Origin of the sequence: Motilimonas pumila (genome assembly GCF_003596335.1) — a bacterium.
Lineage (GTDB): Bacteria > Pseudomonadota > Gammaproteobacteria > Enterobacterales > CBDFNC01 > Motilimonas > Motilimonas pumila.
Genome location: NZ_QZCH01000025.1, coordinates 31,047 through 53,877 on the forward strand (window position 1 = coordinate 31,047; position 22,831 = coordinate 53,877).

Genomic DNA, 22,831 nt, shown 5'->3' on the forward strand with positions numbered 1-22,831 from the left:
CAATCAAAGTAAAGGAGAACGACATGTTAAAGATGAAAACTAGCGCGCTTGCTGTTGCCGCTGCGTTGTTATCACTTAATGTTTCAGCCGCGGATCAAGTTGAGCTGAAATTAGAAGATTTGAATGCGCAAGGCATGGTCAGCTCATTAGACGCGCTCAGTCTTGGCGTATTGAATGAACCGCAAGGTTTTGCGATGCAAGCTCAGCATCGCTCAAATCAAGGCGAAACTCACCAAGTGATGCAACAAAGTTATCAAGGCGTACCGATTTTTGGCGGCGAAGTTGTGGCATTAAAAGATAATGCTAGTGGCGATTATACTTACGTAGCTGGTACCGTATTAACCAATATTGCTGAAGATATTCCCTCAGTGAAGCCTCAGCTTTCTCCTGAGCAAGCCAGCGCTAAAGCCATTGCTTGGATCAGTCAACAGCACAAAGTAAGCCTTGAGCAAGTGCAGCAAGAACAAGACGTGCAGCTTTACGTTTATCTTGCAGAAAGTGGCAAAGCCCACCTGGTTTATGTATTTCACGGTTTTGTGAATCAAAAAGGCCCGGCAGCACCAGTGGTTTTTGTTGAAGCAAATACGGGCGCAGTGATTAATCACTATAATAATATTCCCCACGCTTATGCCAGTGGCGAGGGAGGCAACGAACGTCGTGGCATTATCTATTATGGCCAAGGGGACGTTCCTGCACTCGATATCAATAAGTCAGGCTCACGCTGTAGTTTAGAAAATGATGACGTACGCGTGGTTGATTTGCAAAACCGGACTGACGACACCACGACCTCGCCGGCGCTCAGTTATACTTGTGCCAGCAGCGACAATTACTTCGACGAGCCAGACGTCAATGGTGCTTATGGTCCAGCCTCTGAAGCATTATTTAACGGTACCAGCCACGTTGAGATGTTTCGCAAATGGTACAACACCGAAGCATTACCTTATAAACTAGTCATGCGCGTGCATTATGGCCAAAATGAACAGAATGCTTATTGGTACCGTGGCAAAATGAGCTTTGGAGACGGCGGCAGCAGCTTGCATCCACTGACCAGTGTCACCGTGGTAGGTCATGAAGTGGCGCACGGTTTTACCGAGAACTACTCTGGTTTAATTTACCAAAACCAATCTGGCGGCTTAAATGAGTCATTTTCAGATATGGCAGGGGTAACGCTAAAACAATACATTTACGGCAAAACTGACTTTGTGCTTGGTAACGAAATTTATAAAGGTGCAGGCTTTTTGCGCAGCATGTCTAACCCTCCTGCGGATGGCCGTTCGATAGATCATGCCAGTGATTATTATGCTGGTATGGACGTTCACTTTTCTTCTGGTGTATTTAATAAGGTATTTTATAATTTAGCCTCGACCCAAGGTTGGGATGCGAGGTATGCATTTGAAGTTTTTTTACGAGCGAATCAACGCCGCCTTTGGCCTAGCAGCGCTAGCTTTCAGCAAGCTGCTGACGGCGCTTGTCGTGCCACTGCTGATTTAGGTTGGGACGGTAATGACGTCGCTGCAGCGCTCAATGGTGTCGGCCTCAGTTCAAGTTATTGTGTGGCGGGTAAAAAACCAATTGATGGTGTTACGCCGACGATTGCCCCAACGGTCACTCCAACCGTAACCCCAACCGTCACTCCAACGGTCACTCCAACCGTTACCCCGACGGTGACGCCAACCACGCCACCTACTGCGCCGCCAACGGTCGAACCTACGCCCCCCCCGAGCTCTGATGCTTGGAATGCAAGTTTGGTTTACGTATCGGGAGATCGCGTGACCCATAAAGGCAAGGTTTATCTGTCACAATGGTGGAACCAAGGCCAAGAGCCGGGAACTCAGCAATGGGGTCCATGGAAGCTGGTTGCAGGGGAAACGCCAACCCCGACACCAACGGTTGCGCCAACGATAGAGCCGACCATACTTCCAACCGTGCTGCCTACCGAAACGCCAACGATAGTGCCAAGCGTGCAACCTACTGTGGCACCAACGGTAACGCCATCCACTCCGCCAGCGGGATGTTCAGGCGTAGCAGACTGGTCAGCGACTCAGTCTTATACTTTAGGTGACAGCGTGGCTTATCAAGGTAATCAATATGAAGCCATTTGGTGGAACAGTAATGTAACACCTACCAGCGCGTCAGCTTGGAATATATGGCAAGCCACAGGCAGCTGTCAGTAATTTATGCTCGATAGTTGAAGGTTCAAATATTACCTCAAGGGAGCTTTAGCTCCCTTTTTATTATCAGTCATAAAGCCTTCTCATTAACCACCATCACGAGACTGCTTCAGGGTTTGACCCTGTGGCCATCATGCAAGTAGACTGGCCTCATTGATGTTAGAAAATAAGTGATTATGACGTTAACTCCAGCCGCCGTGTTAATTCATGGAATGGGCCGAACGGCCCGCAGCATGTCTTCATTACAGCGTTTGCTTAAACGGCAAGGGTATCAAGTGCATAGCGTGAGCTACCCGTCTGCGCAATCACCCATGGCAAACTTATGCCAAGACTATATCGCCCCGGTGCTAACCCCATTGGCCAGCCAAGGTGAGCCAATTTTTATTGTTACCCATTCGTTAGGCGGCATTTTATTACGGCATTATTTACAACATCATGCATTACCCAAAGGCTCTCGAGCTGTGATGTTAGCCCCGCCCAATCATGGCAGTGAAGTCGCCGATAAACTCAAGCTTTTTCGACCTTATCGTTGGTTTACCGGGCCTGTGGGTCAGCAACTTGGCACAGGCCCCGGTTCACCACTGCAGCATTTCAAAGCCATCGACATTGAGCTTGGAATTATTGCAGGCACGCGCAGCAGTGATCCTTGGTTTAATCACTTATTCACTGGCCCTCACGATGGTAAAGTGAGCGTGAAGAGCTGCCGATTGCCTGAAATGAAAGATTTTGCTGAAGTAAAAGCTGGGCATACTTTCATAATGAATCACTCTATAGTGCAGCGAAATATTATAAGCTTCTTTAATAAAGGGGTGTTTAATTCTGTCTTGCGGTGACTTTACTGCTTTTTGATCAAGGAATTGCAACAAATAATAGCTATACTCAAACAAACTAAAATGTGAGAGATAGCCATGACCCCAGCGCTTGAAGCCTGGCTCAGGAAAATGCCCAAAGTGGAGCTACACCTTCACTTAGAAGGCAGCCTTGAACCTGAATTGATGTTTAAGTTAGCGCAAAAAAATGCCATTGACTTGCCTTTTAACAATGTTGAGCAAGTCAAACAGGCGTATCAATTCAGTCAACTGCAAGACTTCCTCGATATTTATTACCAAGGCGCCAACGTATTGGTGACTGAGCAGGATTTTTTTGACTTAACTTGGGCTTATTTACTGCAATGTAAAGCGCAAAACGTCCGTCATGTCGAACCTTTTTTTGATCCTCAGACGCACCTTGCGAGGGGGATCAATTTTGCCACTGTAATTAATGGCATTCATGCCGCGCTGCTACAAGGCCAGCAAGAGTTGGGGATCAGCAGTGAGCTAATAATGTGCTTCCTACGTCATTTGTCTGAGCAAGACGCAATGGCAACCTTAGCCTTGGCCGAGCCGTATTTAGACAAAATCATCGGCGTGGGATTAGACAGTTCAGAAATGGGTCACCCACCCGAGAAATTTAGCCGAGTATTTGCCAAGGCTCGGCAGTTAGGTTTACTCACCGTGGCGCATGCTGGTGAAGAAGGGCCTGCCAGTTACATTCATACCTGTCTTGACGACTTACAAGTGAGCAGGGTTGATCATGGTGTTAGGGCGAGTGAAGACCCTGATTTAATGGAGCGTCTAATTACCAGCCGTATGCCTTTAACTGTGTGTCCATTATCAAATACCAAATTGAAAGTTTTCAGCGACATGTCGCAGCACAACATCCTACAAATGTTAGAGCAAGGCGTGTGCGTAACGGTTAACTCTGACGACCCGGCTTATTTTGGCGGCTATATGAATGAAAACTTCTTTGCTTTAGCCAACGGTCTGGAGATGACCGCTGACCATGCCATGATGCTGGCTGCGAATGCCATTGAAGCCTGCTTTGCCAGTGGTAAACGCAAAAGCCAATTACTGCTTGGGCTGCTCAAACATGGCGCGGCCATGCCTTAATTCTCCCCTAAAAAAGGAGTGTTTAATTGGTCATTTGGCTCGGGAATATTGCCACCCTAGCTTTGGTTCATGGCCTAAGAGGAAAGCTAGGTCATTGACTCATAAGGTAACTCTGGATGTGTCTGCTAGACTTAAGTCATTCGCAGTGCCATCAACATGCATAAATAAGAACTAAGAAGGTTTTATGAATAAGGTTTCAGCGCCGTTTAAGCTGCCACTCAAAATTAATCCACCGGTGTTTTACAGCTCCACAGTGTTAATTTTCCTCATTGTCCTCTTTGCTGTGGCGATGCCGGAGCAGTCGAATAAATTTTTCAGTGATATGCAGGGCACCATTGTCACCAACGTCAGTTGGTTTTATGTTGCTGCGGTAGCCTTGATACTGCTCACTGTGGCCTATTTAGGCATTTCACGAATGGGCGATATCAAGCTGGGGCCGGATCATTCGGAGCCGGATTTTAGTCATGGCTCTTGGTTTGCGATGTTATTTTCTGCCGGAATGGGCATCGGCTTGATGTTTTTTGGCGTTGCCGAGCCTGTTATGCATTATTTATCCCCTCCCACCGGAGACCCTGGATCGGTCGAAGCCGCTCGAGAAGCAATGAAGCTGACCTTCTTCCATTGGGGTCTGCACGCATGGGGCATTTACGCCATGGTTGCGTTGATTTTGGCGTACTTTGGCTATCGTCATGGCTTGCCGCTGACGCTTCGTTCAGCTTTATATCCGCTGATTGGCGACAAGATATACGGCCCTATCGGTCATGCCGTGGATGTCTTCGCCATTTTAGGTACGGTATTTGGCGTAGCGACATCTCTCGGTTACGGGGTATTGCAAGTCAACTCCGGCTTGCATTATTTGTTCGACGTTCCTGTTAATCAAACCGTACAAGTGATTTTGATTGTTGTTATTTCTGGCCTTGCGGCTATCTCGGTAGCGACGGGGTTGGATAAAGGCATTCGTATTTTATCCGAGATAAACTTATTTCTCGCCATTGCCTTAGTGGGCATGGTGTTGTTACTTGGGCCAACGGTATTGCTATTGCAAATGTACTTGCAAAATACGGGTGGTTACCTGTCTGACATCGTTAATAAAACGTTTAACTTATTTGCTTATGAGCCGACCGACTGGCTTGGCGGTTGGACCTTGTTATACTGGGGCTGGTGGTTATCTTGGTCTCCTTTTGTGGGCATGTTCATCGCCCGTATTTCTCGCGGCCGTACCATTCGAGAGTTTGTTATCGGCGTGCTGTTTGTGCCTACCGGTTTCACCTTCTTATGGATGACGGTGTTTGGTAATACCTCTATTGATATGATCATGGCTGGCACCGGCGATGGCCTTGCCCAAATCGTCGATAACGACGTGTCCTTGGCCTTGTTTAAGTTCTTAGAGCATTTTCCATTTTCATCATTCTTGAGCCTGATTGCCATTATTATGGTGGTGGTGTTCTTCGTGACCTCCTCTGATTCTGGCTCCATGGTGGTTGACATGCTCGCCTCGGGCGGCACCGACAAGACACCGGTATGGCAACGAGTGTACTGGGCGTCTTTGGAAGGCGTAGTCGCAATAGCGTTATTGCTTGCCGGTGGCTTAGGTGCGCTGCAAACCGCGACCATTGCCAGCGCCCTGCCATTTTGTATTGTGTTAATGGTGGCAGCGTATGGTTTGTTAAAAGCCCTCAACATTGACGCCGCTAAACGCTACAGTTTAGAACAAGTGATTCACCCGCCGCGTTTAGACGTGTCGAAACAAGGCTGGGAGCGGCGTTTAAAAAACTTGGTGCATTTTCCAAGGCGTAAAAATGTCAGCCAGTTTATCGCTGAAGTGGTTATGCCTGGCATGCAGTCGGTTTCAGAGGAGTTAATTAAACACGGGGTAGACGCTCGATACTCGGTAGAAAAAAACGACATCAACGCGCGATTTGAAGTGTACCTAGGGGATGAACAAGACTTTATTTATCGAGTGCGCCCTAAGGCTTATTTACAACCAAGCTTTTCGCTACAAGAAGAAGATGACGATGAGCGGCAATATTACCGTGCGGAAGTTTTTTTGACCGAAGGCGGGCAAGATTATGACATTATGGGTTGGAGCAAAGAGCAAGTCATCAGTGATATCGTTGACCAATATGAGAAGCACTTACACTTTTTACACCAAGTCAGATAACCGCTTGCTTGTTTAGGTTGGCAGCTGTTAATGAAATAGCAAGGCGCTTGTTGACCACAAGCGCTTTTTTTTGCAACTAAGCTGCTTTAGGCTTCATCTGCGGTGCTAGTTGGCGCCGCACTTGTTGACTGAGCAGTGCCATAGCTCAACAACGTAAGCAATATAACGGCGATAAAGAGAGGTAACACCCACACCAAAAATGGGTACAAATCCCAATGGTAGCGTTGTAATTCTGCTAAGTATTTAAAGCCAGTAAAACGATTTAAATCACACTGCATAGCCCCTGCGAAAGCGCCAATTAAACTGACCAAGCAAGAGTAACCAGCAATCGCGCCAAAGACACTGCCTTTCAAGTACTGCCAGCGTTCACCACCTAACTGCAAAATAACCGGCAGGCCAATGGCAAACAGCGGCACCAATGGCAATAAGTAGCGCGGACCATATTGACAGGTGCCTAGAGTCTCAATATTGAGCAGGTAAGCCATGTGCAATAAAGTGGCAAGTAAAATAAACACCTTCACTCGCGTTAAGTTGCGGGGTAAAAACCAGACGCCAATAAAACCTAACGTTATTATTGGGCTGTATTTCCAGATGCTTAAGCCACCATTGCCCCAATAGGCGTTAAGGTGATGGCTAAATTGTTGCCAGCTAAAGTTGAAAAAGGTGTCGGCGTAATTACCTGCCACATTAGCTTGCGTCAGGGGATTGCCAAAATAATGGTAATTATAAAGCGCGAGAGGCAGCAGCCCTAATATAAAGCCAACGCCATTACTGGCGATTGTACGCAGGTTTAACGACGCAAAGATGTAGCAGCCAAATGCCACGACCAAAAGCGCGGGTAGCATGGAGGTAAAGACAATTAGGCCAGCAAACATCCCGCTCAGAATACCCCAATATACGTTATTGCCTTGATACACTAAGTGGTTTTTTTCTGCTGCCGCGAGGGCAAACAGTAATAAGCTTGTGGCCAGAATATCGTGGTGAGAAATCCCCGCAAAGACAAGCCAATGGCTGGCAAGTCCTGCGCTAAGCACGGCGGATAAAGCATAAATTTGCTTAAAGCCCCAAAGCAGCATGAGCCGGTAAAGGCAGGTCAGCGCCAATGCCGCAAGCAGAGACGTGGATAGCCAAGTGACCCAAGAAGCGGCTTGATCATAGTTATTCTCATAGCTGATACCGAGGTTTTTTAAGACCCAATACGGCACCGCAGCGATGGCAAATTGACCCGGTTGTTTTGCCGGTAAAATACCTTTTTCGGCATAAAAAGTATCGCCACGAGGAGTTAAAATATCCAGTGGGCTGTGACCTAGGGTATAAGTCTGGTAACTAACAATGGCATCGACGCCCATCTGCTGAAGCGTAAAAGCGCGTTGGTCATTGAGGTTGATAGTGATACCGGTGGCTAACCAAAGGATCAAGAAAACCCATAGGCTGTGAAGTCGGCTTAGTCCGTTAAGCATGATACATATCCTTTTAAACAGCTAACCTCCTGTCAGCTGGTGACGGGCATGCTAACTGAAAAGTATATTCAGGTTAAGGCATTAGGTTTTTTTTGGTGATAATGGTAACTAAAAAAGTATCGCCGGTTGACTTTTATTTTATATTGTTAATGCTTTTGATTGGTATCAATATGGCGGTTTGCTTAATTTGCGAGACTGATATCTTTGCTTATTATCAGGGAAGGGCCATGGCGAAGTTTATTTGGCACGTTAGTTTAAATACCGGTATCGATGTTATTGACGAGCAGCATCGGCGCATCATGCTTCATATCAATGATCTTCATCAAGCGGTGGAAACGGCCGATCAAAGTGCCATTGGCAATGTATTAGACGAATTAGTGGACTACACCTTGTCACACTTTGCATTTGAAGAAGGGCTAATGGCACAAGCCAATTACCCTATGTTAGAGCCACACAAGCAAGTGCACCAGCAATTTATAAATAAGGTCGAGAATTTTAAGCTGCGATTTTTGCAAGGGGAAGACGTTAGCCAGGAGTTGTTGACGATGTTACACCGTTGGCTCATCAACCATATTCAAAATGAAGACGCTGACTATGTTAAAAGCGTCAATGACAATATTGTGCAACAAGGTCAAGGCTTAGCGGCAAAAAACACGTCTTGGTTAAAGCGTTTATTTGCTTAAACATGGGGAGTTAGGTCATGTTTTATACCGCGAGTACGGTTTGAGGCAAGCGTTCAGTGGCTATCTGTTGCAGTAAAAATGTCTCACGCTCGACCGATAAACCTTTTTTATTACTGCTTGCTATAGTGGCCTGGTTGTGGGCAATGGCTTGGTGTATATCGACCCATACTGCACTCATGCCATTATTGACTTCGTAGTCTTCTAATTTTGCTGCTCCAAGGGTGTCATCAATCTCGCAGGTATAGCAGTAAGACAACATATGCAGAGTATCGTGATCGGGTTTGTACCAAGGTCGATACTCTTCATACATACCGAAGGCTTGAATGTTACGAATACCTGTTGCGCCGGTTTCTTCCATTAGCTCTCGGCATAAGCCTTGTTGCGGGCTTTCTGATGAGTCTAATCCGCCCCCAGGTAAAGTGTAATCTTGATATCTCTGGGTATACATCAAAAGGATTTTTTGACCTTTCAAAACGATGGCTCGAGCAGCTATGCGCTTAAGTATTTTGCCGTGTTCAGCGGCAACATCAGGGTGGACGGTAGAGCGTAACAAGCGCATGAAAGGTTCCATCAAATATCAAAACGCGCATTATACAAAAGCCTATGGGAATTGCCGCTTATTTCTGGGGGGGTAAGGTATTTGCGTGCTAAATAAGCAAGTGAGTAAATCCCATATGTTTTAAAAAGTAGGGTAAAAAATTTCTCATGCCTTATGCTTACCTATGGTTAATAAAGTATGATGGAAAGCTAATGAATGGAATCGATATCTTAGGCAAGCATAAGGATTAAGCCATGCCCAACAGCATCAAAATGATCGTCAGCTTAGTGTTGGCTTGCACGTCACTGAATACTCAAGCCAGTGAGTTAGAGCAGTATTTCAATACCCAGCAAGTCCGCAGTGATATTCAGTCTACTTACGGCGAGCAAGCGATAAACCGAATCGACGAGTTAATCGACACCCTCAATAACTCTAAAGAGTTATCAGACAAAGCAAAACTGGCGCAAGTGAATGATTTCTTCAATAGTCTCATTTTCACTTCTGATCAAAAGTTGTGGGGCAAAGAGGATTACTGGGCTTCTCCGGTAGAGTTTGTAGGAGCAAAAGGCGGTGACTGCGAAGATTATGCTATTGCTAAGTACTACAGCTTGATGGAGCTAGGGTTTGCAGAAAAGCAATTGCGCTTGGTGTACGTGAAAGCGGTGGAGTTTGACCAGTTTCATATGGTATTAGCCTTTTACCCAAGCCGACGCGCAAACCCACTTATTTTGGATAATATCAAAACTGATATTATTGCCGCCTCTCGTCGTAAAGACCTCTTGCCTGTTTACAGTTTCAATGCTCAGCATTTGTGGCTGATGGGCAAAGCAAAAAGCGGTGAGCCAGTGGGAGACGCGGAACGTTTGGCAGAGTGGAAAAGCGTGCGAACTCGATTTGCCAGCAGTGAATTAAAATCGCCGCGCCGCGCGTTGTAGTTAACGAAATCGTCAAGGTTTTTATAACGCAATAAACTAACATCTAATTTTTTATGTTTATTTATCTTTTTTATATTTATTATTGAGTATGCGATCAAGTAGCTAGGAATTTTTTCCGGTTAATACTATATTTCAAAGTCGTTTTGGCTAGTGCACCGAACTTTATTGGATATATTTTTTCTAACACTTAGTCGGTCCATGAAGCTGTTGTGTTTTGTTGATTTTATAAAGGAAAAAGAATGAAAGGCCAAATTCTTGAGTTTGATGAGTCGAGTCGTAGTGGAACTATCTCTGGTGAAGACGGCAGTCGATATACTCTAGCGGTAGACGATTGGAAAGGAAATGCACTACCAAAGACGGGACAAAAAGTGGATTTCAATGCTGAAGGGGATAAAGCTCAAGCAGTATATTTAGACACAGTATCTGGCAGCACTTCATCGAAGAAAATAGCCGCAGCATTATTTGCATTTTTCCTTGGCGCATTTGGCGCCCATAAGTTTTATTTAGGTTACACCAAGCAAGGTGTGATTATGTTATTAACTTTTATTTTCGGTTTTATTCTATTAGGCATTCCTTCTATGGTTATTGGCGTGATTGCTTTTATAGAATTCATTTTGTACCTAGTGAAATCAGATGAAGAGTTTGAGCAAACTTACGTGCAGGGAGAAAAAGGTTGGTTTTAACTTGAATTAACCTTTGAGTGGCCTTGAACCATAGCCAAGCTCATTTGCTTGGCTTTTTTGTGCTTGTTTACTGTGTGTGGTTGCAATTAATTAGGGTGGAAAGTGAATAGTTTATTTAGGCGCACATTTTATCGTTGCATGTTTTTCACGCCGTGGCTATTGACGGCAAGCGCGATGGCGAACGATCAGAGTCGAGTCGACAGTCCGCCATCCTTTACGCAAGTGCTTCCACAAGTAAAAACCTTGCAAGGGCAAGTGCAAGGGCAAATTAGTTTAGCGGTGATGGCTAGCGACGGGGCTTGGCTTTGGCATTATCAAGGACAGACAAGTGTCGCACTAATGAGCACCTTTAAGCCTTTTGCGTGCGCTAAGCTATTGAATGACTTTGAGCAAGGCCGAGTATCCAAGGAGCATAAGGTGATGGTAGAGGCTGATACGTTACAAGCGTATTCGCCCGTCGCTAAAGACTGGCTTAATCAAGCTGTCAGTTACCAACAAGCTTGCGAAGCTACCTTGCGCACCAGTGACAATACTGCCGCTAATATTGTGCTTGAGGGCATTGGGGGCCCTCAAGGCTTGACGGGTTTTTTCCGTGATATTGGCGATAACCGCAGTCGTTTAGATGATATTGAGCCCAAGCTTAATCAGGTTGCGCTTGGGGAAACCAATAATACCAGCCATGCCATCGCCCTGGTGCAAAGTCTACAGCGGCTTACTTTTGGGCGTGTTCTGACCACCGGCTCTCAAGAACAATTATTAACATGGATGAAAGCGAACCAAGTCAGTGATAACTTACTTCGCGCCAGTTTACCGGAAGGCTGGCGTATTGCAGACCGCTCAGGTGCTGGTAAGCAAGGTGATCGCGGCATCATTGCGGTGGTGTGGCCGGATAATACGGGTGGCTACAGTCAACCTGTGATTATGGCTATTTACATTCAACACGCCAAGGCGGATATGGCGCAGTTAGACCAAGCGATTGCGGCAATAGGGGCATCATTGTTTAACGTGATGTTAAATTAATGCCAAGTCAAAGCGACATGCGCTTTTTGCAGCAGCTTACGCTGCTGCTTTAATTACCTACTGCATTCCCGACTCATTATTATTCAGCTTTCTTTTGGGTTTGGCTTTTAAGCTTGGTCGATTTGAGGTTATTTGGCTCGGGTATCAAAGGTATTACCGCAGGGTGAAGGGGGATCACAAGGGCATTTCCTGTCATATGAGCAGGAGTGCGAAAGATGTTAGCGTACGCCGTAATGTTTTTACCAAAGCTGCGCTCTTGTTGAAAGACCGCTTTAACCACAGCTTCAACGTAGGCAGTAGGTACATCTGCTCGGGTGATTAAGTTTGCCGAAAACGCTAAGCTTTCAGTGGCTTTTTTATTTCCTCGGTACAATCTACCAGGAATTTTGCCTGACATAATGTAGGGGGGCAATTTGCCATTCTCATCAGCTACCACTTCTGGGTTGATGGGGACGAAGGAAATGTCACAGCGTTTACTGGTCTGGTTCACCAGGCGATTGGGGTGTCCCATGATGGCTGCATAAGCATCAATTTCGCCAAGACATAGGCTTTCCAAAGCGTCCCAATTACTCTCTTGTAATAATTTAGGAGGGGTAGTCCAATTTTTAACTGATCCAATCAGGCGACGCAATGACTGGTTTGTACCTGACTCTTGGTGATCGATATTCAAGGCTGTGCCACTTAAATCAATCGCTTGCTCTATGCCAGTCCCTGCCGCCGTAACGATAGTTAAAGGCTCAGCATGGGTGGCAATAACCCCTTTAAGGCGACTTGGGTATTGTTTGTGAGCTAAATAGAGTATGTCTGATTGAACAATAGCAAAATCGACTTCACCTGCTAACAGCAGTGCCAGGTTTTCTGCTGAACCGTCGGTAGGGATCGCGCCGCAGCGCAGCCCATGTAGGCTTTTATTTGCGCTAGTTAGGCGACAAATTTCACTGGCAACTTGAAAGTAGATGGCTTTATCAGAGCCTGATGCGATGGTAATGACTTCGCGCATAGGCGCAGGAGAGTCGGCGGCAACGCTATGGCTTTTTGCCGTAGTGACTTCTGCGGCAGTGTCTTCAGCCGCAGTGGGGCTCAGGCTAACAAAACCGAGTATTAAAGCGATAAACGGGGCAGAAAAAGAACAGATGTTTTTCATTATTTTTCCTTTTTAGCTGCGTAAATAACAAGTTTCACTTGCAACGCCCAAGCTGTCAGCATTAATAACAGGTACATAAGAAAGCGATCGGTAAGCACTTGCCACATCGCCTTATAAAGATGGTGTTGATGGCTTGATACTTTAAGATCTCCAAGAATGTTCCAGCCGTCAGTCATTTCCATGGTGCGATGCATTTCTGGGGGCGGAAATAATTGTCCTAACCATTCAGGGTAAGCAATATGTGGCTCAGCAAAAGCGCGCTCGAAAACTAATTCGCCGTCTAAATCATAAAGGCTGACGCTTTGCAGCACGCTACCATCAAACATGGCGTTAATAATTGTTTCGGCCATGACGACATCGCCGCCCAATAAGGTGTTTTGCAAAATTAAGCCAAGGGCGGTCAGCGATGATTCCATATTCTGCTGAAATTGCAGTGTAAGTTGATCAGCAAGGCTGGCACCTTGCAGATAAAATAGCCCAGCAAACAAGGCTATATTTATGATGGCCAGCACGAGGCTGACTCCCAGCAATCTAAGCATTTCATTTTCCTTGATTGAATCGGCTTAAAAAGTATGGTGTAAAAACCAATTTAATCATGCCTATGTATTAACAATTTCGCTAGTTGTCTTAGGTTTACTGCGTGAGAAGTGTGGGCTTGTCACGACTATGGTCATGATTTCACCCACTGAAGGTGCAGAATGCTTGTCGCTAGAGGAGGCTATTTTTTGTTCATCATGTCCCGTAAATTGGCAAACGGGTTACTTGTTGCTGCCTCGTGTTTAAGGTCTTCACCGGCTTGTACCGTCGAGCCATACTCCCGTGCTTCGGTATATTTTGCGTGTTCGTTATCATGACAATACAAGCATAACAGTTCCCAGTTGGAACCATCTTCTGGGTTGTTATTATGGTCATGATCAATGTGGTGAACGGTCAGTTCACGCAGGTTAGAAAAGCTAAATTCACGGGCGCAGCGGCCGCAAATCCAGGGAAATAATTTCAGCGCTTTGTCACGATAGCCTTGCTCTAATGAAGCGTAATTAGCGGGGATATATGCCATGGTATTAAATCCTTGAGGTTTTCTGCAAGTATACCATTGCCTTTCATTGGGGTTGAATCATCTTAACGATTACGGGTTATGTTATTTACTTAACAGCATCTTACAGCTGACTAAGGTAGGTTATGCCTTTCGACAGGAAATGGATAACCATGATTAAATTTATATTAATGACCGCAGTAGCCTTGCTGTTATATGTCACGGTATTTAAAGCAGATAGCATGCCTAGGTTACCACTGGATTTATATCAAGCCAGTAGCGGAGAAACACGCAAGGGGTTAAATGCTGGGCAATGCCTGAGTGACCAATGCGTGGTGATATTTGTGGCGCCTTGGTGTCCTACGTGCCATAAGCTGACGCCTATGATGAATGAACTTGCCGCTCAGTTAAAAGCAGAAGGCATTGATACCCAAGTGGTGATTGGAAAAGACGATATGGCTGAAGTTAAGCAATACGCAGGGCGATTTGATTTTGCGGTCTTCACCGATCCTGAAGGGCAATCATTTAAGCAAGTTGGCTTAAAAGGCGTGCCGGCGTTTTATGCTGTGAATCGAAGTGGTGATATTAAAGCTTCGATTGAGGGTGGATACCCAGAAGTGGCGCGACTGAGAAAAGCGCTGAAAATATAAAAAATACGCTCATGGATTAAGATGAGCGTATCAATAGCTTTTTGTGTCATCTATGGCTAAGGACTAACTGAGCCTTTTTCTTTCCATGCATTTTTCGGTGATGATGACGTTTTCAATGGCGCCGTATTTAGATTTGGCACCGGCCTTGTACGTTTCAATCATATCTTCAATGTCTAACAAGTTTTCTGACTCTAGTACTTCAATCATGATGTCTCTGGCAAGACCGGTTGATTGCAGTGAAGTGATAGAGACGGTTTTTAAGTGTTGGCTTAAATGCTTAACATGAGGAGAGGTAAGCTTTTCTCTTTGAGCTTTAGAAAGCTCGTAATACTCCTTGTTTACGTTAACAAATAAGAGCACAACGTAGATCCGTTTCTCGGGTTTTTCTGCTGGGTCCATAATATCCACCTTTATTGCACAATTTGGTTGGCAAGCGGTCAGTGTATGGAAACAAATAAGCGCGCAGTTTGGCAAAACCCTCCGGGTGGACGTTACTCGGAGGATCTATAAAGTATAGTATTATATATCGATTTACTTTGATTTATTTGTTTTTAATGCTTGCCCTAAACGTTCAACCCAAAAGTCAATGGCGTCTTTGGCGTCGTCGAGGGAGTCAATCATGGTGCCCAGATCTTTATTGCCTGCTTGGCGGTCGATGGCGGCAATAATGGGCTTACCAGATTGTGCATCGGTGAGCATGAGCTCAATGGTTGCGCTACCGACATTGGTATGTTCACCCGTTACCACCTTGGAGATGGTGGACATACCTAAGCCGACTGGCATGATACTGCTGGTAATAGCCAAAATCGGGTTAGGGGTTTTGACATTAGTGAGGGCGATGCTTAAAAGTAATGTTTTTGGCTGCACCTTGTCTACCAAGGTAAAGTGTTGTTGCGCTTTTTGAGTAATTTTTGTCGTTAGATAAGTGGTTAATTCTTCTAAGTCTTGTTCGGAGATATTGTCATACTGGGTTTTGTCATCCAGTACCAACCAGGTGCGATCTAACATAATGTTGTCGTACTGCAATAAGGTCTCAATCAACTGCTCTTGGCTACGAATGCCTTCCCTTGCCCAAACAAAGTCCACCCCACCTTTAGGGCCTGGGCGAAAATCGTCGTACTTGGCAAACATGCCTTGCTCATTTTTTGTGGCTACAGTACTGCAGGCAGATACGGCTAAAACCGCCACTGCAATTATTAGATTTTTAAGTTTCATGGTGCACTCATCGATGATGGAAAATTGAGCATAATAAAGATCTCAACCTCAACCTTGGCTGAACCACAGAGCAATATAGGGATAATTAATATAAGTTATTAAAAAAAATAATGATTTTTATGAAATATTTGCAGTATTTTGCTCCCTTACATTTAAATATCAGTGGATAATTAGATATTGTTATAAATCAAACATATACTAATTGTTCAGTTTAGTTTTAGAGCGACTCGTCTGTTTTTATCTTAAGGGGCTAAGATGCGGCACATATTCAAAATGGGTTTGTTACTGGGTAGCGCAGTGCTGCTGAGTGCATGTGGAGAAAAGAATCAGCAAACGGCGCAACCTCAGCAGCAACCCAGCGTGCCAGTGGGAGTGCTTGAAGTGGTGGCAAAACCGCAAAATATTAAAGTAGTATTACCAGGCCGCAGTAAAGCATATTTAGTGGCAGAGGTAAGACCGCAGGTAAGTGGCATTATTACTTCTCGTGGCTTTATAGAAGGCAGTGACGTAAAGCGCGGTGAGTCACTTTACCAAATTGATTCGGCTACCTACAAAGCCGCGTTAATCAGCGCTGAAGCCGACTTAACCAAAGCCAATGCGATTCTTGAGTCTGCGCAGGCAAAAGCAGCCCGTTATGAAGCTTTGGTCAAGCAGAACTCGATCAGTAAACAGGACTTTGATGAAGCGAAAGCGGCTTACAAAGAAGCCAAAGCAGACGTGACGGTGGCTAAAGCAGCCATTAATACTGCAACCATCAATTTACAATACACCGAAGTGCAAGCGCCAATTTCTGGTCGCATTGGTAAATCAAAAGTCACGGCGGGTGCCTTAGTTACGGCAAATCAAGCTGACTCATTAGCCACTATTCAACAATTAGACCCTATTAATATCGACATTGTGCAATCAAGCACCCAGTTGCTGCGGTTAAAGAGTAAACTAAAAGCCGGCAAACTGACGCGTTCTGATGATGCCAAGGTTGAGCTGGTACTTGAAGATGGTACCCAATACGAACAAATAGGTACCTTGAAGTTTTCAGAAGTGAGTGTGGATGAAAATACTGGTTCGGTGACCTTGCGTGCGGAGTTTCCAAACCCAGATAATGTGTTACTTCCGGGCATGTATGTGCGCGCTATCTTAAACACTGGCCGCGACCCTCAAGCGATTTTAGTGCCACAAAAAGCCATTACTCGTAACAGTAAAGGCGAAGCCATGGCGATGGTAGTAGGCGCTGAAAGCACCGCTGAAGTGCGCATTGTGACTACGGCGGAGGTGATTGATAACCAGTGGCGCATCTTGGATGGTCTAAAACCGGGTGAGCAATTAATTGTTGAAGGTCTACAAAAAATCCGCCCAGGAAGCCCAGTCACGGTAACACCCATTAATGCTGACGGTGAAGCGCCAGCAGCAGACGCTAAATAAGGTAAAGATATGGCTCGCTTTTTTATAGATCGCCCTATTTTTGCTTGGGTGATTGCAATCATAGTTATGCTCGCCGGGGTATTGGCTATCATCGGTTTACCGGTGTCTCAATACCCTAGTATCGCGCCGCCGACCGTGGTCATAAGTGCGGTATACCCTGGCGCCAGTGCCAAGACCATGGAAGATACGGTGACTCAAGTCATTGAGCAGCGTATGACGGGCTTAGACCACTTACGCTATATCTCCTCAACCAGTGACGGCTTTGGTAATGCTGAAATTACCTTAACCTTTAACTCAGAAGCCGACCCGGATATTGCCCAAGTACAGGTGCAAAATAAACTGTCCTTGGCGATGCCTTTATTGCCTCAAGAAGTGCAATCTCAAGGTGTACAGGTCAACAAATCCAGTTCCGGTTTTTTGATGGTGATAGGTTTTGTATCGTCAGATGGCACCTTGGATAAAAACGATATTTCTGACTATGTTGCCTCTAATATTCAAGATCCTATGAGCCGAGTAGCTGGCGTAGGTGAGTTGCAACTATTTGGTGCTCAATACGCCATGCGAATTTGGCTTGATCCACTAAAACTGACTCAATACAACCTGAATAGCCAAGACATTATTGCCGCTGTGCGTGAACAAAACGCGCAAATCTCGGCGGGACAATTGGGTGGCTCTCCTTCGGTACCTGGACAAGAGTTGAATGCCACGGTGTCGGCACAAAGCCGTTTAAAAACACCGGAAGAGTTTCGTAATATTATCTTAAAGTCAGACACCTCGGGTGCCAACGTGTACTTATCTGACGTTGCTCGGGTAGAGCTGGGCGCTGAAAGCTACGCGGTACAATCGTTTTACAACGGTAAACCGGCAGCAGGCTTAGCGATTAAGCTGGCGACAGGTGCCAACGCGCTTGATACGGCAGATGCAGTGACCGCTAAAATTGCGGAAATGAAACCTTACTTCCCACAAGGGTTAGAGGTGGTTTACCCCTATGATACTACGCCGTTTGTTGAGCAGTCTATCGAGGGCGTGGTACACACATTATTCGAAGCCGTGGTTTTGGTGTTCGTGATTATGTACCTGTTCTTGCAGAACTTCCGTGCTACCTTGATCCCAACCATCGCTGTGCCTGTGGTATTGCTAGGTACATTTGCTATTTTGTCGTTTACCGGTTTCTCTATTAACACCTTGACTATGTTTGCCATGGTATTGGCCATCGGCTTGCTGGTTGACGACGCCATCGTGGTAGTAGAAAACGTTGAACGTGTTATGCAAGAAGAGGGCCTCGGGCCGGTCGAAGCCACCCGTAAATCCATGGACCAAATCACCGGCGCGTTGGTGGGCATCGGCATGACCTTGTCTGCGGTATTTGTGCCTATGGCATTTATGACGGGCTCTACCGGTGTTATTTATCGCCAATTCTCTATTACTATCGTATCGGCGATGGCATTGTCAGTATTAGTGGCAATGATCTTGACACCCGCCCTTTGTGCCACCATGTTAAAGCCGCTCAAACCTGGCCATAGTCACGGTGAAACGGGCTTTTTCGGTTGGTTTAACCGCAGCTTTGACAAAATGACCAATGGCTATGAAGGCACGGTGGCCGGTATTATCAAACGTGGCTTTAGAGTCATGGTGATTTATTTGGTATTAGTGGCAGGGGTCGCATGGCTATTTTTGCGTATGCCTACTGCGTTCTTACCCGATGAAGACCAAGGGGTGCTCTTTACCCAGATCATTTTGCCGACAAACTCTTCCCAAGAAAGCACCATAGACGTGATCAAAAAGATTGATGACTTCTACTTAAAGGATGAAGGCAAGGCGGTAGAGTCTGTATTTAGCGTTGCTGGCTTCAGTTTTGCTGGTAGTGGTCAAAACATGGGGCTTTCATTTGTTAGCTTAAAAGACTGGTCTGAGCGTGGCGAAGAAGGTTTAGACGTGCAGTCTGTTGCTGCGCGCGCCATGGGCCGCTTTATGCAGATTAAAGAAGCCTTGGTCTTTGCCTTTGTGCCGCCAGCGGTAATAGAACTGGGTACCGCCAATGGTTTTGACCTCTATCTGCAAGATAAAAATGGCCAAGGTCATGAGAAGCTCATTGAAGCGCGAAATCAATTATTGGGTATGGCTTCGCAAAACCCGAACCTAGTAGGGGTAAGGCCAAACGGTCAAGAAGACGCGCCAATGTTTAAAATTAATATTGACCACGGCAAACTCAGGGCGCTTGGGGTAGACATTGATGATGTCAATAATATCCTCGGCGCAGCTTGGGGTAGTGCCTACGTCAATGACTTTATCGACCGTGGCCGGGTGAAAAAAGTATATATTCAAGGTGAGCCGCAATATCGCATGCAGCCTGAAGATATCGACGCTTGGTACGTACGAAACCATGAAGGTGAAATGGTGCCGTTCTCGGCATTTGCTAATGGCGTGTGGGAGTTTGGTTCGCCCCGTCTTGAGCGCTTTAATGGTTTGTCGGCGGTGAACATTCAAGGTGCCACGGCGCCGGGCTTTAGTACCGGTGACGCCATGGTGATCATGGAAGATTTAGCCAAACAATTACCGCCTGGATTTGGTATTGAGTGGAATGGCCTTTCGTACGAAGAACGTTTGTCCGGTAACCAAGCCCCAGCCCTTTACGCGCTATCTATCTTGGTGGTATTTCTAGTATTAGCCGCCCTTTATGAAAGCTGGTCGGTGCCGTTCTCGGTGGTATTGGTGGTTCCTTTGGGTATTATAGGGGCATTACTGGCGATGCAAGGTCGCGGTTTACCAAATGACGTATTTTTCCAAGTAGGTCTGTTAACCACAGTGGGCCTAGCCACCAAAAACGCCATCTTGATTGTGGAATTTGCCAAAGAATTCTACGAGAAAGGAGCCGGTTTAGTGGAAGCAACGCTGCATGCAGTGCGAGTGCGTTTACGTCCTATCTTAATGACCTCATTGGCATTTGGCCTAGGCGTTGTGCCTCTTGCTATCAGCTCTGGCGTAGGCTCTGGTAGCCAAAATGCCATAGGTACTGCGGTACTAGGCGGCATGATGAGCTCGACCTTCTTAGGCATTTTCTTTGTGCCTCTGTTCTTTGTTATTGTTGAGCGTATTTTCAGCAAGCGCGAACGAAATGGCGGCAGCGATGCTGCGATTGCGGCAGAGAAAGCCAAACAAGAAAACGGCGAGAGTTAATCAAGCCAAACTAAATTCATCTTTGATGAGACAAACGCCGATACCTTTGTATCGGCGTTTTTTTTCGACCTAATGGCGGTTATTAACACAGCCTATTGTGACCAACTTATGCCTTGGTTAGACTAAAGTCATTCTTTCTTCTTTCGTATTATCATGAAAATTCAAGCTGTTATCTGGATGTTTGGCACCCTGTTTTCTTTTTGTGCTATGGCTGTTGCTGCGCGTGAGTTAAGCGGTGACATTCATACGCTGCAAATGTTATTGGTAAGAAGCCTGATTGGACTGTCGGTGATAGGTGGCATCATCGTATGTCGTCGGCAGTTCACCTTGCTGAAAACGCAGCGTATCGGGCTCCATGCCACTCGTAATGTTTTTCACTTTTCCGGCCAGTATGGTTGGTTTGTTGGCATTGGTTTATTGCCATTGGCAGAGGTCTTTGCTTTGGAATTTACCGTGCCCGTATGGACCGCTCTGATCGCGGCGATTTTTTTGGCTGAGCCCCTGACTAAAGTAAAAACGTTTGCCATTGTGCTCTCCCTTATAGGCGTGGCTATTATCTTGCAGCCGGGGCGAGAGATGATCGACAGCGCTTCATTTATCGTTCTTGCTGCGGCCTTGTGTTATGCCATTGCTTATACCAACAGCAAGGCATTATCTGTGACAGAGCAGCCGCTCACCATTTTGTTTTATATGTGTTTATTGCAGCTTCCCCTTGCTTTGGTGCTTGGTGCATCGGTTTGGGCGTGGCCGACGTTTGAACAGTGGCTATGGTTAATGTTGATAGCCTTTACTGCGTTGACTGCCCACTATTGCTTGACCAAAGCGATGCAACTTGAAGAAGTCAGTAAAGTGGTGACCATGGACTTTATGCGTTTGCCTTTGGTCGCGCTGCTTGGTGTATTACTTTATCAAGAGCCGTTTGAAATCAGTTTAATCATTGGTGCTTTATTAATCCTAGTGGCGAATATTACCAATATGAAAGCGGCACCTAAGCCAAGGTGATGGTATTAGCAGCTGCTCGTTCTTGTTATTAATCTACATCTGTTTAAGTGTTGTTGAATGGGATGTTAAGTGGCTTGAGAATGATTGCAGCCCAAGTAAGAGAGTAACTTGGGCGCATTATTTTTTCTGATTTTTAAGCTGCCATGGGCTTATGCGTATAGTGCTTACGCTCAAGCAGGAAGTCTTCTAAATGTGTGTATGAGTCAAAATTTCGGTGTGAAGGGTAGGCCATGTTACCTTCTTTAATGATGTTTCGGGCCATATCTGAGACATGCTCTTCTTTGATCATATCGAATTTAGAATTAATGTCTAACGTTCGGTTCAATTCAAATACAGCATCAACCACAGCTTGTGCTTTTTCAGTTTGAGTTGCTCCTGGTAAACCTACAGCATCTGCAATAATGGCGAGGCGGTGTGTCGCTTTTGGTAAAGCAAACTGGAGTACGTGTGGTAGGGCAATCGCACAACCTAAACCATGTGGAACTTTATAAAACGCACCAAGCTGATGAGAGATACCATGAGCCCAGCCAAGTAAAGTCTTAGAGAATGCTTTACCAGCATCAAATGAAGCTAAAGCCATTTCAATTCTTGCTTCATCATCTTCAGTACCGTTTTTATAAGCCCGAGGTAGAAACTTGAATATACGTTGTATGCTTTTTAAGTTCATTTCGTCTGTTTGTTTTGTCGCATAGGTACTCATGAATGATTCCATCGCGTGTGTCAGTGCATCCATGCCTGTCGCCGCTGTGATATGAGGAGGTAGTGCCATTGTGAGTCTTGAGTCGAAAACCGCTAAGTCAGGAACGATACCGTAACTGACCAATGCATTTTTTTGGTTAGTTTTTTCGTCTGTTACAACCGTTACTGTTGTTGCTTCAGAGCCAGTGCCGGCAGTGGTCGGAATGGCTACAAAGTATGCGCCTTTACGACGTAACTGAAGCATGCTCATTAAGCCGTGAGTGATCTTACGAGGATCTAAATTGTGTTTAGCACAACCGTTAATCATCTTAGTGCCGTCAATTGAACTGCCGCCACCGATTGCGATAGCACAGTCGTAGTTGTGTTCGTAACACGCCGCGATGCCTTTTTCCACGATGGCATACGAAGGATCAGGCTGGATCTCATTGAAAACCTTGTAATCAATATTTCTTTTCTTGAGCGCATCAATAAGCAATTGGAATGATGGAAGGGTGTAAAAAAAGCTGTCTGTAAAGATAACAGGGCGTTGGATCCCTTTGCTCCTTAAATGTTCAGCAAGTGCATCAAGTGATTTATCACCATTTAACACATTTGGCACAGGAACAGGCATGCGTGGGAAAGCTGTGCTTGCAAGTGCGTGGTATGTGTTCACAAAAAATCGTTCAGTTTTATATAGCATCGAAGTTACCTACTGTAAGTTAAAATTTGGAGTAAAGTTTCCAATCCTTTGAGCAAGTTCCGTCATCCTTTTTATTGCGTATATTTAACCCACAACAAACAAACCGGTTGGTCTAGTGTTTTGTTCGTACTTTTAAATTGCTCTGTTCGTGTCGGTCACTATATTTAACAAACCCTAACTTCATAGGTAAGAACCAAGTTCTATAATTGATTGAAATTAAAGCGGTTATTTTGT

Annotated in this window: 20 protein-coding genes; 12 read left to right on the forward strand and 8 right to left on the reverse strand. The window is 45.5% G+C overall.

Features of this window, described 5'->3' with window-relative positions; all coding sequences use genetic code 11:
* The first annotated feature begins 23 nt into the window (after positions 1-23).
* The 4 genes from D1Z90_RS16230 to D1Z90_RS16245 all read left to right on the forward strand — a co-directional run bounded on the left by D1Z90_RS16230 (position 24) and on the right by D1Z90_RS16245 (position 6,260).
* Entirely contained in the window at positions 24-2,174 is a 2,151-nt protein-coding gene (locus D1Z90_RS16230; protein ID WP_119911850.1) for a M4 family metallopeptidase, read from the forward strand.
* A 173-nt stretch (positions 2,175-2,347) separates the two neighbouring features.
* Positions 2,348-3,004, forward strand: a complete 657-nt coding sequence (locus D1Z90_RS16235; RefSeq protein ID WP_119911851.1) for an esterase/lipase family protein — start codon at positions 2,348-2,350, stop codon at positions 3,002-3,004.
* A 75-nt stretch (positions 3,005-3,079) separates the two neighbouring features.
* Entirely contained in the window at positions 3,080-4,099 is a 1,020-nt protein-coding gene (locus D1Z90_RS16240) for an adenosine deaminase (protein ID WP_119911852.1), read from the forward strand.
* A 184-nt stretch (positions 4,100-4,283) separates the two neighbouring features.
* Positions 4,284-6,260: a BCCT family transporter gene (locus tag D1Z90_RS16245; protein WP_119911853.1), complete on the forward strand. Its 1,977-nt coding sequence runs from the start codon at positions 4,284-4,286 to the stop codon at positions 6,258-6,260.
* 86 nt (positions 6,261-6,346) lie between these two features.
* Here D1Z90_RS16245 and D1Z90_RS16250 read toward each other — a convergent pair whose 3' ends face one another.
* Complete coding sequence (locus tag D1Z90_RS16250; protein WP_119911854.1) at positions 6,347-7,720, reverse strand: hypothetical protein; 1,374 nt, start codon at positions 7,718-7,720, stop codon at positions 6,347-6,349.
* 227 nt (positions 7,721-7,947) lie between these two features.
* On the opposite strand from D1Z90_RS16250, the gene D1Z90_RS16255 reads away from it, so the two are divergent.
* On the forward strand, positions 7,948-8,403 hold the full coding sequence (locus tag D1Z90_RS16255; RefSeq protein WP_119911881.1) for a bacteriohemerythrin: 456 nt from the start codon (positions 7,948-7,950) through the stop codon (positions 8,401-8,403).
* A gap of 22 nt (positions 8,404-8,425) precedes the next feature.
* Here the strand turns inward: D1Z90_RS16255 and D1Z90_RS16260 are convergent, their stop codons facing one another.
* Entirely contained in the window at positions 8,426-8,962 is a 537-nt protein-coding gene (locus tag D1Z90_RS16260) for an NUDIX domain-containing protein (protein WP_119911855.1), read from the reverse strand.
* Between the two features lie 233 nt (positions 8,963-9,195).
* Between D1Z90_RS16260 and D1Z90_RS16265 the strand changes: the two genes are divergently transcribed.
* The 3 genes from D1Z90_RS16265 (at position 9,196) to bla (ending at position 11,579) form a co-directional block, all read left to right on the forward strand.
* The gene (locus D1Z90_RS16265; protein WP_119911856.1) at positions 9,196-9,876 is read left to right on the forward strand and encodes a transglutaminase-like cysteine peptidase; all 681 of its coding nucleotides are present in this window, start codon (positions 9,196-9,198) and stop codon (positions 9,874-9,876) included.
* 239 nt (positions 9,877-10,115) lie between these two features.
* Positions 10,116-10,559 carry a TM2 domain-containing protein gene (locus D1Z90_RS16270; RefSeq protein ID WP_119911857.1) on the forward strand — a complete coding sequence of 148 codons (444 nt, stop codon included), beginning with the start codon at positions 10,116-10,118 and terminating at the stop codon, positions 10,557-10,559.
* A 174-nt stretch (positions 10,560-10,733) separates the two neighbouring features.
* Positions 10,734-11,579: a class A beta-lactamase gene (gene bla, locus D1Z90_RS16275; RefSeq protein ID WP_158587170.1), complete on the forward strand. Its 846-nt coding sequence runs from the start codon at positions 10,734-10,736 to the stop codon at positions 11,577-11,579.
* Positions 11,580-11,658: 79 nt separating this feature from the next.
* Here bla and D1Z90_RS16280 read toward each other — a convergent pair whose 3' ends face one another.
* The 3 genes from D1Z90_RS16280 to D1Z90_RS16290 form a co-directional block, all read right to left on the reverse strand.
* Complete coding sequence (locus tag D1Z90_RS16280; RefSeq protein ID WP_119911859.1) at positions 11,659-12,723, reverse strand: TAXI family TRAP transporter solute-binding subunit; 1,065 nt, start codon at positions 12,721-12,723, stop codon at positions 11,659-11,661.
* Positions 12,723-13,262 (reverse strand): LapD/MoxY N-terminal periplasmic domain-containing protein, encoded by a 540-nt coding sequence (locus D1Z90_RS16285; RefSeq protein ID WP_119911860.1) that lies wholly within the window; start codon positions 13,260-13,262, stop codon positions 12,723-12,725. The genes D1Z90_RS16280 and D1Z90_RS16285 overlap by 1 nt, the downstream gene beginning before the upstream one ends.
* 179 nt (positions 13,263-13,441) lie before the next feature.
* Positions 13,442-13,780 (reverse strand): YajD family HNH nuclease, encoded by a 339-nt coding sequence (locus D1Z90_RS16290; RefSeq protein WP_119911861.1) that lies wholly within the window; start codon positions 13,778-13,780, stop codon positions 13,442-13,444.
* 149 nt (positions 13,781-13,929) lie between these two features.
* On the opposite strand from D1Z90_RS16290, the gene D1Z90_RS16295 reads away from it, so the two are divergent.
* Positions 13,930-14,406 (forward strand): TlpA family protein disulfide reductase, encoded by a 477-nt coding sequence (locus D1Z90_RS16295; RefSeq protein WP_158587171.1) that lies wholly within the window; start codon positions 13,930-13,932, stop codon positions 14,404-14,406.
* A 63-nt stretch (positions 14,407-14,469) separates the two neighbouring features.
* On the opposite strand, the gene D1Z90_RS16300 is transcribed toward D1Z90_RS16295, so the two are convergent.
* Positions 14,470-14,805, reverse strand: coding sequence for a hypothetical protein (locus D1Z90_RS16300; protein ID WP_119911863.1), 336 nt, complete (start codon positions 14,803-14,805; stop codon positions 14,470-14,472).
* A 132-nt stretch (positions 14,806-14,937) separates the two neighbouring features.
* On the reverse strand, positions 14,938-15,621 hold the full coding sequence (locus tag D1Z90_RS16305; RefSeq protein ID WP_119911864.1) for a DUF3313 domain-containing protein: 684 nt from the start codon (positions 15,619-15,621) through the stop codon (positions 14,938-14,940).
* A gap of 255 nt (positions 15,622-15,876) precedes the next feature.
* Here D1Z90_RS16305 and D1Z90_RS16310 point away from each other — a divergent pair, with 255 nt between their 5' ends.
* The 3 genes from D1Z90_RS16310 to D1Z90_RS16320 all read left to right on the forward strand — a co-directional run bounded on the left by D1Z90_RS16310 (position 15,877) and on the right by D1Z90_RS16320 (position 21,219).
* The gene (locus tag D1Z90_RS16310) at positions 15,877-17,040 is read left to right on the forward strand and encodes an efflux RND transporter periplasmic adaptor subunit (RefSeq protein WP_119911865.1); all 1,164 of its coding nucleotides are present in this window, start codon (positions 15,877-15,879) and stop codon (positions 17,038-17,040) included.
* A gap of 9 nt (positions 17,041-17,049) precedes the next feature.
* The gene (locus D1Z90_RS16315) at positions 17,050-20,217 is read left to right on the forward strand and encodes an efflux RND transporter permease subunit (protein ID WP_119911866.1); all 3,168 of its coding nucleotides are present in this window, start codon (positions 17,050-17,052) and stop codon (positions 20,215-20,217) included.
* A gap of 153 nt (positions 20,218-20,370) precedes the next feature.
* Positions 20,371-21,219, forward strand: a complete 849-nt coding sequence (locus D1Z90_RS16320; protein WP_232525275.1) for a DMT family transporter — start codon at positions 20,371-20,373, stop codon at positions 21,217-21,219.
* Between the two features lie 133 nt (positions 21,220-21,352).
* Here D1Z90_RS16320 and D1Z90_RS16325 read toward each other — a convergent pair whose 3' ends face one another.
* The gene (locus tag D1Z90_RS16325) at positions 21,353-22,597 is read right to left on the reverse strand and encodes an iron-containing alcohol dehydrogenase (protein WP_119911868.1); all 1,245 of its coding nucleotides are present in this window, start codon (positions 22,595-22,597) and stop codon (positions 21,353-21,355) included.
* Positions 22,598-22,831: the final 234 nt, after the last annotated feature.